Annotated in this window: 14 protein-coding genes; 5 read left to right on the top strand and 9 right to left on the bottom strand. The window is 65.5% G+C overall.

Annotated features, from left to right (window positions below):
• Positions 1–117: 117 nt before the first annotated feature.
• From BUA26_RS04385 to BUA26_RS04420, 8 genes are all read right to left on the bottom strand, one after another.
• Complete coding sequence (locus BUA26_RS04385) at positions 118–1,425, bottom strand: DUF58 domain-containing protein (RefSeq protein ID WP_072760017.1); 1,308 nt, start codon at positions 1,423–1,425, stop codon at positions 118–120.
• Positions 1,425–2,432, bottom strand: a complete 1,008-nt coding sequence (locus BUA26_RS04390) for an AAA family ATPase (protein ID WP_072758228.1) — start codon at positions 2,430–2,432, stop codon at positions 1,425–1,427. The genes BUA26_RS04385 and BUA26_RS04390 overlap by 1 nt, the downstream gene beginning before the upstream one ends.
• Entirely contained in the window at positions 2,429–3,556 is a 1,128-nt protein-coding gene (locus BUA26_RS04395; protein WP_072758230.1) for a hypothetical protein, read from the bottom strand. The genes BUA26_RS04390 and BUA26_RS04395 overlap by 4 nt, the downstream gene beginning before the upstream one ends.
• Positions 3,553–5,076 carry a DUF4129 domain-containing protein gene (locus BUA26_RS04400; RefSeq protein ID WP_072758232.1) on the bottom strand — a complete coding sequence of 508 codons (1,524 nt, stop codon included), beginning with the start codon at positions 5,074–5,076 and terminating at the stop codon, positions 3,553–3,555. Before BUA26_RS04400 ends, BUA26_RS04395 begins: the two co-directional genes overlap by 4 nt.
• A complete protein-coding gene (locus BUA26_RS04405) occupies positions 5,066–6,043 on the bottom strand; it encodes a stage II sporulation protein M (RefSeq protein WP_072758234.1) in 978 nt (325 codons plus the stop codon). The genes BUA26_RS04400 and BUA26_RS04405 overlap by 11 nt, the downstream gene beginning before the upstream one ends.
• Positions 6,040–6,720: an RDD family protein gene (locus tag BUA26_RS04410; protein WP_072758236.1), complete on the bottom strand. Its 681-nt coding sequence runs from the start codon at positions 6,718–6,720 to the stop codon at positions 6,040–6,042. The genes BUA26_RS04405 and BUA26_RS04410 overlap by 4 nt, the downstream gene beginning before the upstream one ends.
• On the bottom strand, positions 6,720–7,238 hold the full coding sequence (locus BUA26_RS04415) for an RDD family protein (protein ID WP_072760018.1): 519 nt from the start codon (positions 7,236–7,238) through the stop codon (positions 6,720–6,722). The genes BUA26_RS04410 and BUA26_RS04415 overlap by 1 nt, the downstream gene beginning before the upstream one ends.
• A gap of 86 nt (positions 7,239–7,324) precedes the next feature.
• The gene (locus tag BUA26_RS04420; RefSeq protein ID WP_072758238.1) at positions 7,325–7,798 is read right to left on the bottom strand and encodes an SET domain-containing protein; all 474 of its coding nucleotides are present in this window, start codon (positions 7,796–7,798) and stop codon (positions 7,325–7,327) included.
• Positions 7,799–7,909: 111 nt separating this feature from the next.
• On the opposite strand from BUA26_RS04420, the gene BUA26_RS04425 reads away from it, so the two are divergent.
• The 4 genes from BUA26_RS04425 (at position 7,910) to BUA26_RS04440 (ending at position 12,210) form a co-directional block, all read left to right on the top strand.
• The gene (locus BUA26_RS04425; RefSeq protein WP_072758241.1) at positions 7,910–8,404 is read left to right on the top strand and encodes a hypothetical protein; all 495 of its coding nucleotides are present in this window, start codon (positions 7,910–7,912) and stop codon (positions 8,402–8,404) included.
• A gap of 54 nt (positions 8,405–8,458) precedes the next feature.
• The gene (locus BUA26_RS04430) at positions 8,459–10,234 is read left to right on the top strand and encodes an acyl-CoA dehydrogenase C-terminal domain-containing protein (protein ID WP_072758243.1); all 1,776 of its coding nucleotides are present in this window, start codon (positions 8,459–8,461) and stop codon (positions 10,232–10,234) included.
• 234 nt (positions 10,235–10,468) lie between these two features.
• Positions 10,469–11,440, top strand: a complete 972-nt coding sequence (locus tag BUA26_RS04435) for a polysaccharide deacetylase family protein (RefSeq protein ID WP_072760019.1) — start codon at positions 10,469–10,471, stop codon at positions 11,438–11,440.
• Positions 11,437–12,210 carry a formyl transferase gene (locus tag BUA26_RS04440; RefSeq protein ID WP_255368159.1) on the top strand — a complete coding sequence of 258 codons (774 nt, stop codon included), beginning with the start codon at positions 11,437–11,439 and terminating at the stop codon, positions 12,208–12,210. The genes BUA26_RS04435 and BUA26_RS04440 overlap by 4 nt, the downstream gene beginning before the upstream one ends.
• Positions 12,211–12,252: 42 nt before the next feature.
• Here BUA26_RS04440 and BUA26_RS04445 read toward each other — a convergent pair whose 3' ends face one another.
• The gene (locus tag BUA26_RS04445; protein WP_072758245.1) at positions 12,253–12,489 is read right to left on the bottom strand and encodes a hypothetical protein; all 237 of its coding nucleotides are present in this window, start codon (positions 12,487–12,489) and stop codon (positions 12,253–12,255) included.
• 312 nt (positions 12,490–12,801) lie between these two features.
• Between BUA26_RS04445 and BUA26_RS04450 the strand changes: the two genes are divergently transcribed.
• Positions 12,802–14,766, top strand: a complete 1,965-nt coding sequence (locus BUA26_RS04450) for a CocE/NonD family hydrolase (RefSeq protein WP_083572865.1) — start codon at positions 12,802–12,804, stop codon at positions 14,764–14,766.
• Positions 14,767–14,778: the final 12 nt, after the last annotated feature.

Raw genomic sequence — 14,778 nt, forward strand, 5'->3', positions numbered from 1 at the left:
TGGGAGCGACTTCAGTCGCGATGCTCTTGCTTCACTAGTTTTTGGCACACATCGAAGAGCATCGCGACTGAAGTCGCTCCCACAAACATGCAGGCATCCCACACCGCGGTAGACCCACTACAGCCGACTGCTGCGCTTCACCGCGAGATAGCGCTCGATCAGCGCGCCGGACAATTCCGCGCAACTGACGTCGAGCGTGTTCACGCCTTCGCGACGCAGGCCTTCGTGCACGCGCTCGCGTTCGGCCAGGTAGTGCATCGCGGCCGCGCTGCGGATGCTGGTTTCCAGCTCGTCGCCCGGCTCGATCGCGGCGCGGTCCAACGCCAGTTCGCGCAGGCTGACCAGCATCACCAGATGCCGCTTGGCCAGCATCGATACTGCCATGCGCAATTCCGCGTCGTCCTCGTCGCGCACGTTGGTGATCAGCACCACCAGTGCGCGGCGCTGCTGGTGCGCCTGCAGCGCGCTGGCCGCGGCGAGGTAGTCGGTGGACAGCGGCATCGCGTGCAAGTCGTAGCCGGCGCCCAGCAGCATGTCCATGCCACCATTGCCGTGTTGCGGCGGCAGCCAGCGCTGCTGCTGGCCGGTGCAGGCCAGCATGCCGACCGCGTCACCCTGGCGCAGCGCGATACTGGCCAAGGCCAGCGATGCGTTCAGCACATGATCGAAATGCGCCAGCTGATCGTCCTGCGCCAGCATGCGGCGACCGCAGTCGAGCATCAGCACCACCTGCTGGTTGCGCTCGTCGCGATACTCGCGCGAGATCAGCCGGCTGCTGCGCGCGGTGGCTTTCCAGTCGATCTTGCGCAAGCTGTCGCCGACGCGGTAGTCGCGCAGTTCCTGGAACTCGGTGCCTTCGCCGCGGCGCCGCTGCAGCCGCGCGCCGACGCTGCGCGAAGCCAGCTCCACGCTGAGTCCGGCCAGCTCGGCCAGCGACGCGAAATTCGGATACACGCGCACCGTCGACGGCGTGCCGACCACGCGGCGCGAAGACCAGCAGTGCCACGGCGAACGCAACTGCAGATGGCAACCGTCGAAGCCGAATTGGCCGCGCGCGTCCGGCGTCACCGTGTAGTCGAGCAGCATGTCGCTGCCCGGCGGCAACGAAAGTTTGCGCGGCATGCCGCGCACGGCCCAGCCGCCCGGATGCAGATCGTGCAGCCGCAGGTGCTGGGTGCGCGCCGCAGACGCGCGCAGACGCAGACCGACCCGCGCCTCCGGCCCCAGCGGCATCACCGGCGATACGTCGCGCTGCACGCTGGGCGAAGGCAGCCGCCGCAGACGCCAGCCGTCGACCAGCGCCAGCATCGCGATGACGGCGCCGCAGGCCAGCCATGCCGACAACGGCAGCCACGCCAGGCTGGCCAGCACACCGATCACGGTCCAGCCGGCCAACAGCCACAGCAGGGGCGGGGCGGGTCGCATCATTGGCGTGGCGCAGGCACCTTGTGCAGTAGCGCCCTGAGCAAGTCGTCGGGCCGCTGGCGTTCGATCAACGCTTCCGGCGCCAGCATCAGCCGATGCCGCAACGCCGGCAGCGCCACCGCGCGCACGTCGTCGGGCGTGACGAAATCACGGCCATCGAGCACCGCTTGCGCGCGCGCCAGCCGCGCCAGCGCCAGCCCGCCGCGCGGACCCGCGCCGCCGATCACGCCCGGCCATTCGCGCGTGGTGCGCACGATGCGCACGGCGTAGTCGGTCACCGCCGCATCCATGCGGATCGCGGCGACGCCTTGCTGCAAAGCCATCAGTTCGGCCTGGCTCATCACCGGCTGCACGCGCGAGACATCGAGGTCGGCGGCGACCTTGCCGTTGACCACGCTGGCGACCATCCGGCTTTCGTCCTCCGCGCTGGGATAGCCGATCACCACCTTGATCAGGAAGCGGTCCAGCTGCGCTTCGGGCAACGGGTAGGTGCCCTCCTGCTCGATCGGATTCTGCGTGGCCACCACCATGAACGGCGCCGGCAACGCGAAGCGGCGACCTTCGATGGTCACCTGCCCTTCCTGCATCGATTCGAGGAGCGCGGCCTGCGTCTTTGCCGGTGCGCGATTGATCTCGTCGGCCAGCAGCAGGTTCGCGAACACGGGGCCGCGGCGGATCTGGAAGCGCTCGGTCTTCGGATCGTAGATCGCGTGACCGGTGACATCCGCCGGCATCAGGTCGGGGGTGAACTGGACGCGCCCGAAGGTGCAGCCGACCGATGCGGCCAGCGCGCGCACCAGCAAGGTCTTGCCCAGCCCGGGCACGCCTTCGATCAGCACGTGGCCGGCGGCGAGCAAGGCCAGCAAGACCTGGTCGAATACTTCGGCCTGGCCGATGAAGGCCTGCGCGACCTGCACGCGCAGCGCGCGTGCGTGCGCGCCGAGTTCGTCGATCGAAAGCGGTACCGGTGGGATGACCGGCACGGCGGCGAGTGTCTCGGTGGTCATGGGCGGCTCCTGAGTCGCGCCAGGGTGATGATGCATGCGCGAAACGCCTGCGCGTTCGCGGGTGACTGGAAGGCCTGGGCGATCTGCGCGGCATCGATCCCGCTGCGCTCCGCCAGGCGTGTGTAGAGCGCGTCGCCATTGAGCATCGCGCAGGCCGGATCGCGCCGGCGCTGACGCGCCAACACCGTGTGACAGGCCAACTGGTGCAGGCTGCGGCCGCCGTCGCGGCGATACAGAAATTCACCGGCGGCCTGCACGTGTTCGAGCAGGGCGCGTCGATGCATCGCCGGCGCCGGCATCAATGGGCCAAGCCGGGCACTGCGCATGGCCATCCAGCCGGCCAGCAGCAAGGTCAGCGCCAGCAATGCCGGCCAGCCGTCGCGCAACAGCATCCTGAGGAACGAAATGCCGTCCAACGCGTACACCAGATAGATCTCGCCGCGGCCCATATTGGGCGCCAGCAGACGCCAGCCGAAACGCTGCGCCGAGGTCTGCTTCAGCGCATTGCGCGAAAGAGTGTTCAAGTTGACCAGCAGGCTGACCGAACCCCTCCCCATCCGGGTGCGGGCAAACAAATAGCCATCCTGCGGATCACCGATTGCCGCATCGACGGCTGCGGCAGCCGCCGACGAGAGCAGGAAGCGGCGGCCGCACAAGGCAACTCCGTTCGCGTCGTCGTCGCCAGCAGCGCCCGCCGCGCCGATGGTGCTGCAGGCATAGTCCGCCTGGCGCGGATCGAGCAGTTGCAGCGCTTCGAACAGCGGCGTGTGCACCGCCGTGACGGTCGACCCGGGCGACATCAGCAGATGCCCTCCGCCACGCACCCACGTCGCGATCCGCGTGGCGCCATCCGCATCGACCCGCGCCGCATCGTCGCCCAGCACCAGCGTGTCGCCGGGATGCAGCGGCATCTTCTGCGGATCCAGCGTGGCCAGCGCGGTCGCCGACACGTTCAACCGCTGCAAGGTCAGCTCCAGCGCAAGGAAGCGGTTGTAGCGCGCCTCGCCCTTGGCGGCCACCGTTTCGGTGACGTCCTTGTGCTCGAACGTGGCGAAGAACGCGCCGACCAGGAGCAGCAGCACGCCCAGCACCAGCAGAGCCGTGTAAAGCGGTTTGCGGTTCATGCGGAAGCTCCCGCTTCCACCGGCCAGCCGCTAAGCAGATGTTCCATTCCGGCGTCGTCCGGGTAACGCCCCGCATAAGCGGCGAACTGCCAGGTGCGCACGATCGCGATGGCACGCTGTGCGCGCGCCGGATCGTCGATCGCCGCGGCCTGGCGCAACCAGTCCGCCTCGGTCGCATCCGCCGATGGCGGTACCTTCAGCAGCCGGGCCGTCTGTTCCACGCAACCGCGGTACAGCAGCGCCAGCGCCTCGCGCTGATGCTGTGCCTGCCACAACGCGCGGGCGGCGCCGGCCAGATCCGCGGGCAGCGGCGCGTCCGCCACGACACTCACGCGCACACCCGGCGACATTGCCGATGCCGGCTCGTCGGGTGTCGGCGCCAGCTGTCCACGCCAGCGCCAGGCAAAACGCAACAGCGCAGCGATCGCCACGATCAGCAGCAGCCACATCAGGGCCTTGAATACGATCGCCAGCGCGGCGCCGAACGCCGGGAACGGTATCGGCTGTGCGTTGGGCTGCGCCTTGGGCGTGTATTTGAACACCCACTTTCGCGTCGTGTATTCGCCACCGAAACGGGGGTCACGGTAGGTCTCCGCCGCCGCCGCGGCGAAACGCGCGTCGGCGCTGTCAACCGGCTGCCGGAACACTTGCTGCAGCGATGTTGCCGAGGGCTTCCGAGGCACGCCAGACGGCGTCGCCGCCTGGCCCGACAGCGGCCAGGCGCAGGTACAGGCCAGCAACATGCCAAGTACCTTGCCGAGTCCTTGCAGCCGCGTGCGCATGCGGCGGAATGCCAGATCGATATCCCACGCTTCCAGCTGGGTGCGCCGGTTGAGATACAGCGCGAATCCGCAGGCCACGTACAGCGGCTCGATCGCGCTCATCGCCAGATACGCCATGGCTGCGGCCAGCAGCAGCCAGGCCGTCGAAGCGTCGCGCACGTCGTTGCGGAAAAAGTCGCCCAGCGAATCCGCGCGCCATTCGTGCGGTATCAGCATCGCCCCCAGCAACCACGCACTGAGAAACAGCACCAGTTCGAACTGCAGGCAACCATAGGTCAGCAGACTGGTGTCCGCCACAATGCGGCGGCGCAGCACTTTCCAGCGCGCCGAGCGCAGCTTGCGTGGCGCTCCTTCGAGCAATTCCATCGGCAGACGCAGCGCGCGATTGCTGTCGATGCGCAGCCAGCTGAGCGCGGCCACCGTGCTGCGCCAGCTCCACTGGCGCTGGCCGCGCAGAGTTTCGCGCCAGTTCGGCGTGCGATCAAACACCGCCCGCGACAGCACGTACAGCGGCAGCCGGTCGAACAGCGGCTTCAGCCACCACATCAACACCAGGCCCAGCCATGGCAGATCCAGCATCACGCCGAGCGCATTGCAGATCACGAACACCGGCAAGGTGAAGGCGAACCACGCCGACCACACGGCGCCGGCATTCGCGCGCAACATGGCGGCACCGAGATCCAGCGCCTCGCGCGGCGCGCGCGGCCGCAGCACCACACTGATCCGCTCAAGCTCCATGCGAGGTTCCCCTGCCGCCGCGCCACAGCCAGCCGAGCACCAGCAGCCACAGCAGCGCGCCGCTGCCGAACTTCAGCACATCCGGCAACGCCGCGATCGACGACCAGTACGCCTCGACGAAGGCCGCAGCCAGCAACATCGCGAACGCGCCCAGCGCCAATTGCGCACCGACCCAGCCGGCGGCGACCAGCGCCGGCCCGCGCCGCTGCCGGCCCGGTGCCAGCAAGGTCAAGCCGAGCTGCAAGCCGGCGCCGCCGGCGATCACCAGCGCGCTCAATTCGAGCGCCGAATGCCCGACCACGAAACGCCAGAACGGGCCGCCATAACCGATCGCGGTGAGATGCCCGGCCACGCCGCCGATCAGCACGCCGTTGGCGCCCAACACGTAGATCGCGCCGACGCCGAAGAACAGGCCAGAGGCAAACGTGCGGAACGCGATGCTGACATTGTTCATCACGTAAAAACCGAACATCTGCATGTCGGTGCCGCTGCTGCGGCCGAGGTGCGTATTCGCCGGGTCGTACATCTTCTCGACATCGGCGAGCTGGGCACTGCTGAATACCGTATGCGCCAGCTCGGGGCGCACCTGCATCAGCACCAGGGTGATCAGGGCCGGCATATAGAACAGCACCGCGGCCGCGGCCATGCAGCGCCATTGCGCGCGCACCAGGCGCGGGAACCCCGCGATCAGGAAGCTGGCTACCCGATGCCAGCGCGGCGCCGGCGGTCGATACATCACGCGATGGCCTTGCTGCACGATGCGCTGCAGCCGATCGGTCACTTCATGGCTGTAACCGCGTCCGCGCGCCAGCGCCAGGTGGTGACAGAGACGCCGGTACGACACCGGAAAATCCAGCGCCTGCTCCTGCCGCATGGTGCGCTTCGGCTGCCGTTCCAGCGCGCTCAGCCACGACTGCAGGCTGTCCCACTCACCACTGTGCAACGCCACGAAACGCTCCTGCTTCATGGCCGTCCCAGCAACCAGTTGGCATGCCCGATCAGCTGCCGCACCGCCGCGCTATCGTTGCGCCCGGTCAGCGGCGTGAGCAGGTTGGCCAGTTCCTCCTGCCGCTGCGGGGTGAGCTGACCCGAGCGTTCGGCGAACTCCACCAGCGCAGCCTGTTCGTCGGCCACCAGCACCACGGGCAGCGGCACTGCCGCCTGGGACGGTACTTGCTGTCCCGCCGGCAGCTCGCTGACATGAATCACCATCGTGCCCGCGACGATGTCGCCGAGCCGGCGCGCGTGCGGATCGATCAGCGTGCTGATCAGGCCCACGCCATACACGCCCGGCAACGCATCCACCACACGCAGCAGGTTGCGCACCACCGACGGCAGCCAGGTCACCGGCGTGCCGTCCGCGTTGACCACGCGCAGACCCAACGCGCGCTTGCCCAGGGTCTGCCCGCCCAACCAGACCTCGCACACCACCGAGTACGCCCACATCAGCGCGAACAGCAGCAGCAAGGCCAGCCCTTTGCCGCCCACGCCGAACAGCGAGAGTGGGATCGCCGCCAGCATGAACACGCCCATGCGCAGAAACAGATCGACCGTCCACGCCTGCGCGCGCGGGAGAGCTCCCGCCGCGCGCAAGTGCAAGGAAATGCCTTCGGGTGTCTCGATCTCGCGAATGGTGTCGAGCATCAAACGTTGACGACAATCGTATCGGCGATCAGATCGTGCAGGCAGCGGCGCTCCTTGCCGAAGATAAGCAGAGGGTCGACCAGATTGATCAGCCTGCCGACGACAGGAATCAGGCTGATCAGGACGACCGGCACCACCCGCAGGAAGATGTAGCGCGCCAACCCGATGCGGCTGCCGTCGGTACGCACGATGGCAATATCCAGCGCACGCTTGCCGATGGTCTGGCCGCTGCGATGAATCATCATGCAGTTGACGATGAATATGCCGATCAACAAGGCCAGGCCCAGCAGTATCACACCCACCATCGGCGCGGCGGGCTTCAACCCTTGCTTGACGTCAACCGCCATGGTGGCGCCCCAGACGACCGGGAGGACCCAGACCAGATTGATCAGGCCATCCAGCAGCGCAGCACCCAGACGCCTGCCACGTTCGGCCTTGCGGTTTTCCAGATCATGCGCGTCCCATGCAGCCACATCGTCGACCACGGCCGTTGGCGCGGCATACGGATTCGTTTCCATCGCTTCCCTCCCCTTGTCGCTGTCCTCGCGGCCCTCCCCCATGTCGGGCCACGATGGCGAGTATAGAAGCGAATTTTGACCGTTGCCTACCGCTTCGGCTTGAGCAGTGTGCCGGTGCATTTCGGCGACCCGCACAGACAGACCCACAGCTTTTTCAGGCGCGCGGTATGCGGTACATCCAGCACGATGCCGTAGTCGTAGGTGAGCTCTTCGCCTGGCTTGATCGCGCGGATCGTCTCGATCAGCACCTTGTCCTTGCGCGGATCGCCGCTGGCGCTTTCCTCGACCACGGCGCGGCAGTTCGGTGCGCAGCTGTGGTTGATCCAGCGCGCGCTGTTGCCGTGCTGGTTCGCGTCGATGATGTAGTCGTCGTTGAGCGTAAACAGGAAGGTATGGCCGGTCTCGCCGCCGTCGCCATACAGTTCGTCGGCCTCGGCATGGGTCAGCAGCTTGCCCTTGTACTGGATGATCTCCTCGCCTTTGGCGATGGCGCTGGCGGCGAAGACTCCGTTGCCGTGGATCGGTGAACGGCGGGCGATGATGCGACGTGCTGAGGTCATGGGCGGATCTGCTGGCTCTTGGGAACGGACCGCCGATGATGCCCGTTGCGGAGCGTCATGGGAATTTCCGCCAACTTTGCTAAGATTCAAACAATCGTTTGAGGTAAAGCCATGAAACGACTGCTGCAAGGATTTCTGCTTGTCCTGCTGACCGCCGGCCTGGTCGCCGGCCTGACCGCCTGCGGCCCGGCAAAGAAGAGCGTCTATCCGCCCACCGTGAGCATCCAGCAATTGTCCGTGTTGCCTAGCGGCCAATGGCAATTGACCGTGCGCATCCAGAACAACAGTTACGGCGAGATGGATTTCAAATCGCTGGACGGCCAGTTGCAGATCGCCGAGCTGGTGCCGATCCGGCTGCACGCGGTGTTCAAGCGGGACATCCCGGCGCTCACCGGCGACGTGGTGCAGCTCGACGTGCTGCCCACTACGGCGATGGTGCAGGCGCTGCAGACGATCGCCGGCAAAGGCAGCAGCGGCACGCTGGCTTACCGCGTCAGCGGCAGCACCAGCGCCAAGCCCGAACAGGAAGACAAACCGCGCGACTTCGACTTCAACGGCAACGACTGGATCTCGCCGGTGCCGGGCATCGCCAATACCTACCGCTGACTCTTTCCGGGACATCGCCCTCCACCGCATGTCTCCTCTATCCCAGGAACTACCATGACTGCTTACAAGGCTCCCCTCGATGACCTGCGCTTCGCCCTGTTTGACGTGCTGGGCGCCGAAAAGACCTTGACCGGCCTGCGCGGCGGCGAAGCGCACAGCCGCGATCTGCTGGACGCCGTGTTGGAGGAAGCCGGCCGCCTCAGCGAGCAGTTGCTGGCGCCGACCAACGGTCCCGCCGACGAGGAAGGCTGCCATTTCGACAAAGCCACCCAGACGGTGACCACACCGAAGGGGTTCAAGGAGGCGTTCAAGCAGTTCGCCGAAGGCGGCTGGACCGGCCTGACCAACCCCGAGGCCTATGGCGGCCAGGCGCTGCCCGGCGTGCTCGGCACCGCCACCACCGAGATATTCCAATCCGGCAATCTGGCGTGGAGCCTGTACCCGCTGTTGTCCGAGGGCGCCACCCATGCCATGGAGTTGCATGGCGAGGAGTGGCAGCGCGAGCGCTTCATGAAGCCGATCATCGAAGGCCGCTGGACCGGCACGATGTGCCTGACCGAGCCGCAGGCCGGCTCCGACCTCGGCCTGCTGAAGACCCGCGCCGAACCGGCTGGCGACAAGACCTACAAGATCACCGGCACCAAGATCTTCATCAGCGCCGGCGAGCACGACCTCACCGAGAACATCGTGCACCTGGTGCTGGCCCGCCTGCCCGACGCGCCGGAAGGCAGCCGCGGCATCTCGATGTTCATCGTGCCGAAATTCAAGGTGAACGAGGACGGCTCGCTAGGCGCGCGCAACACGGTCGCCGCCGGCGCGATCGAACACAAGATGGGCATCCATGCGTGCTCCACCTGCGTGATCAACCTGGACGGCGCCGAAGGCTATCTGATCGGCCAGCCGAACAAGGGCTTGATGGCAATGTTCACCATGATGAATGCAGCGCGCCTGTCCGTCGGCGTGCAGGGCCTGGCGCTGGCCGAGCGGGCGCTGCAGAACAGCCTCAACTACGCCCGCGAACGGCTGCAGTCGCGTTCGGCGTCCGGCCCGAAGTTCCCCGACAAACCGGCCGACAATCTGCTGGTGCAGCCGGACGTGCGCCGCATGCTGCTGACCCAGCGCGCCTTCGTCGAAAGCTCGCGCGCGCTCCTTCTGTACACCGCGCTGCAGACCGACATCGAATCGCGCGCCACCGATGAAGCCGCGCGCAAGGCTGCCGGCGAACTGGTGGCGTTCCTGATCCCCATCGCCAAGGGCATGGTCACCGAGCTGGCGCAGGAGTGCACCAAGGAAGCGCTGCAGATCTACGGCGGCCACGGCTACATCGCCGAGAACGGCGTGGAGCAGTTCGTCCGCGACGCGCGCATCATCACGCTGTACGAAGGCACCACCGGCATCCAGGCCGCCGACTTGCTCGGGCGCAAGATCCTCCAGCTGCAAGGTGCAGGCTTCAAGCATTTCCTCGAGGAAATCAGCGCGTTCTGCCAGCAGCACAGCGCCGACGAAGCCTTGCGCCCGTACATCGCCCCGCTCGCCATTGCGACCAAGAACTGGAGCGATCTCACCTTGAAACTGGCCCAGCGCGTGCAAGCGAACCCGGAGGAACTCGGCGCCGCTGCCGTCGACTACCTGTACTACTCCGGCTACGTCGCACTGGCCTACATGTGGGCACGCAGCCTGGCGGCTGCCACGACCGGCACGCAGTCCGCCGCGTTCAAGCAGGCCAAACGCGACACTGCGAGCTTCTACTTTGCACGCATCCTGCCGCGTACGCTGATGCACAACGCAGCGATCGAAGCCGGAGTGGCAACGCTGCCGGAGATTGTCTGAATCAGCCGGCCATTGGCGACAAAAATGGCCCGGCACACCCGGGCTTTTTTTGTCGCCGTGCTATCCGACTGGAACACCCGTTTGGCGCTTTACATTCCCCCCATGAATTGCCGACTGCCTGACCATCTGTTGTGCCACGGGCTACCCGGCAAGCTTGCATGCCGATTTTCAAGGTAACGCCAGTATTCACACGGAGCTGATACGCTCGTGCCAGTGGAAAGCAGGCTGGAAAGTATGAATACCGGCGCATTCACCATATCCATCGACTTCGAACTCTATTGGGGTGTGCGCGATACGCGCAGCCTCGATGATTATCACGAACGTCTGGATGGTGTCAGGCAGGCCATCCCCCGCATGCTGAGCCTGTTCGAGCAGCATGATATTCACGCCACGTGGGCGGTCGTGGGTTTTCTGTTTTGCCATGATCGCGATGAGGCGCTGTCGGCGGCGCCGTCCGAAAGGGCCGGCTACGAGAACCGCGCGCTCTGCCCTTACCGCTATCTGGAACAATCGACTGATCTTGTCGAGCGCTACCATTTCGCGCCGGCTCTGGTCGAGCTGATTGCCGCAACGCCACAGCAGGAAGTGGCGAGCCACACGTTTTCGCATTACTACTGCCGCGAAGCCGGCCAGACGGCGGCGACGTTCAGCGCCGATATCGCCGCTGCCATCCGCATCGCCACGGAACGAGGCCTCGCCATCCGCAGTCTGGTGTTTCCCCGCAATCAGTGGCATCCCGATTATCTGGCGGTACTGGCGGAGCACGGCATCACCGCTTATCGCGGCAACGAGCATGGCTGGCTGTATGCCGCCACCGATCACGTCGGGCAAAACACCGTGCGCCGAATGGGTCGCCTGCTGGACAGCTACATCAACCTAAGCGGCCATCACACGTATACGCTGGAAAGCTGCGCCGGCAAACTGCCGTTCAACTTTCCGGCCAGCCGCTTCCTGCGTCCGCACGACCCGCGCCTGGCATGGCTGGACGGCTTGCGGCTACGCAGGATCACGCAAGCCATGCGCCACGCCGCGATACACCATGAGGTCTTCCACCTGTGGTGGCATCCGCACAATTTCGGCGCCCATACCGATCAGAACATACGTTTCCTGGAGCGCGTACTCGAGGAGTTCGAACGGCTGCGCCGCCGTTATGGCATGCGCTCGCTGGGCATGGCCGAACTCGCCGACGCGCTGGCCGCACGATGACCCCACGGCGTCCCCGCATCGTCATGTTGTGCGGCGATGGATTGTCGTCCTGGTTCATGTACAACGCGCTGGCGGCCGAGGCGGAGATCCTCGCCGTAGTGGTGGAGCGCAAGCCTTCGTCACGGGCCATGATCCGACACCGGCTGCGCCAGCTGGGGTGGTTTACGGTCATCGGCCAGCTGGCTTTCATCGCGTTCAACCGGCTGCTGGCGCGATGGCAGCAGCGCCGCATCGATGAGCTTGTCCAGCGCTATGCATTGCAGGCGACCTTGCCGCCGGCGGACATCACTCATCGCGTACCCAGCATCAACGCCGCCGCAGTGCGCCGGCTGCTCAAAAAACTCGATCCCGATGCGGTCGTGGTGAACGGCACGCGTATCATTTCGCGCACCGTGATCGACTGCATCGAACGTCCCTTCATCAACACGCATGTCGGCATCACGCCGCGTTACCGCGGAGTGCACGGCGGCTACTGGGCGCTGGTCCACGACGATGCCGAGAACTGCGGCGTCACCGTCCACCTGGTGGATGCAGGAGTGGATACCGGTGGTGTGCTGTACCAGCAGCGGATCCGTGTCGAGCGCAGCGACGGCTTCAATACCTATCCGCTGCATCAGCTGGCCGCTGCGATTCCGCTGATGAAGCAGGCGTTGCGTGACGTATTGGACGGCACTCTTGTCAGCCGCGACGGTGTCGGCCCATCCAAACTCTGGTATCACCCTACCCTGGGCCAATACCTCAGGTACCGGTTTACGAAGTCGGTCAAATAGAACCGGGGGTCGCGGCGACCCGAAGACCCTTTCCTTCCCGACTCACTTACCGGTGACGCCGCGGAACGCCTGCCCGCTCATTCGCAGGTATTGCTGGATCAGCGCTTCATGCGCGGCGTCGGCAAGCATCAGCTCGCACGCCATGGCGTCCTGCACCGCGGCAAGGCTCGCCGCCGTCGGCGCGGGTGGCGGGGTTTTGACGATCTGCAACTGCGGCACTTCAACCGTGGCGGTTTTGGAGTCGAGCAGATAAGAGATGTCGTAGGCATGGTCGCTCATGCGGTGAATAAAGCAACATGCTTGCCAACACAGGCGAAGCAAGCGGATTTCGGCCTATTTCGGGAGTCTGGCGCCGTTTCTGCAGGGTTCCGATACCTGCACGCGGGCTCGCTTCGGCCACCGTTTGACGCGCCAGGTACCGATTTGGACGAGATGCGTCACACCCTCTCCGTCACAGCGATTCGCCTGGGCCGCTGCGTTGACTCCGCTCATCGCGGCGCCATTCCGATCTTTCGGTGTTGCCGTGATTGAGTCCCGCTGGGCCCGATTCGTTGCGCTACGCTAAGCCGGCTATCCGCCCAAGGGGTCCCCATGAAATCGAACCGTATCGCTGCCGGGTTCAGGCCCGCGTTGTTCGCCCTGCTGTTCACGCTGAGTGGCGTATCGCTGGCCACCGACACGCCGCAAGCCAAGTATCCGAATTACCCCAGCGAGACGCCGGCCAGGTTTGTGCCGGCTACCGACAGTTACGACTACGTATCGCGCGACGTAATGATCCCGATGCGCGATGGGGTAAAGCTGCACACCGTCATCCTGATCCCGAAAGGCGCGCAGCACGCCGGCATCCTGCTCACCCGCACGCCGTACGATGCGAAAGTATTGACCACACACACGATGAGTGGCCACCTGGGCCCCATGCTGCAGGGCTACGACAATGCCACCGACGTCATCGTCGAGGACGGCTACATCCGCGTGGTGCAGGACGTGCGCGGCAAGTACGGTTCCGAAGGCGACTACGTGATGAACCGGCCCGTGCACGGGCCGTTGAACCCCACCCCGGTGGATGACGCCACCGACACCTGGGACACCATCGACTGGCTGGTGAAGAACATTCCCGAGTCGAACGGCAAGGTCGGCACGCTAGGTATTTCCTACGACGGCTTCGAGCCGCTGATGGCGCTGGTCAATCCGCATCCCGCGCTCAAGGTGTCGGTGCCGATGAATCCGATGGTCGACGGCTGGATGGGCGACGACTGGTTCCACAATGGCGCGTTCCGCCAGCAGAACCTGAGCTACATCTACGAACAGACCGCCAGCCGCGACAACAGCATCAAATGGTGGACGAACTACCACGACGAGTACGACTTGTTCATGCACTACGGTTCCGCCGGTGCGCTGGCCCGCGCGTACGGCATGGAACAGCTCGGATTCTGGAACAAGCTGCTGGCGCATCCCGCCTACGACAGTTTCTGGAGCGACCAGGCGGTGGACAAAGTGCTCGCCGCACAGCCGCTCAAGGTACCGGTGATGCTGGTGCACAGCCTGTGGGACCAGGAAGACATCTACGGCGCGCTGGCCGTCTACAGGGCGATCAAGCCGAAAGCCTCCGGTGGCGGCATGGTGAAGCTGGTGATGGGCCCATGGCATCACGGCCAGGAGATCGACGAAGGCAGCTCGCTGGGCGCGATCCAATTCGGCAGCGACACCGCCCAGTATTTCCGCGAACACATCCTGCGTCCGTACCTAGCGCAATACCTCAAGGACGGCGCACCCAAAGCCGACATCGCCGCAGTCACCGCCTTCCAGACCGGCACCAATCAATGGCAGCGGCTGGATCGCTGGCCGCTGGCCTGCACCGACGGCTGCCCCACGAAGAGCCGTGCGCTGTACCTGGAAGCCGGCAACAAGCTCGGCTTCACGGCACCCGCTGCCGGCGCCGACTACGACGAATACATATCCGATCCCGCCCATCCCGTGCCGTTCCGCGCACGCCCGATCCAGCCGGTCGGCTACGATCCCGGCCAAACCTGGTCGCAATGGCTGGTCGACGATCAGCGCGAAGCATCCGGCCGCACCGACGTGCTGAGCTATGTCTCCGACGTGCTCACCACGCCGCTGAAAATCAGCGGCGCACCCGAAGTGCATCTGGTCGCTTCCACCAGCGGCAGCGACAGCGACTGGGTGATCAAGCTGATCGACGTCTATCCCGATCAGGTCGCCGCGCAACCGGGGATGGGCGGCTACCAGCTCGCCGTGGCGATGGACATCTTCCGCGGCCGCTATCGCGAAAGCTTCACCGATCCCAAACCGATCGCCGCGAACCAACCCCTGCCCTACCGCTTCGCACTACCTTCGGCCAACCACGTCTTCCTGCCCGGCCACCGCATCATGGTGCAGGTGCAATCGAGCTGGTTCCCGCTGTACGACCGCAACCCGCAGACCTTCGTACCGAACATCTTGCTGGCCAAACCGGCGGATTACGTGAAGGCTACGCAGCGCGTGTATCACGCACCGGCGCAGGCGAGCTTTATTGCATTGCCGGTGGTGGGCAACTGAGCGTCCTTCCTC

Origin of the sequence: Rhodanobacter sp. OK091, from assembly GCF_900142825.1 — a bacterium.
Lineage (GTDB): Bacteria > Pseudomonadota > Gammaproteobacteria > Xanthomonadales > Rhodanobacteraceae > Rhodanobacter.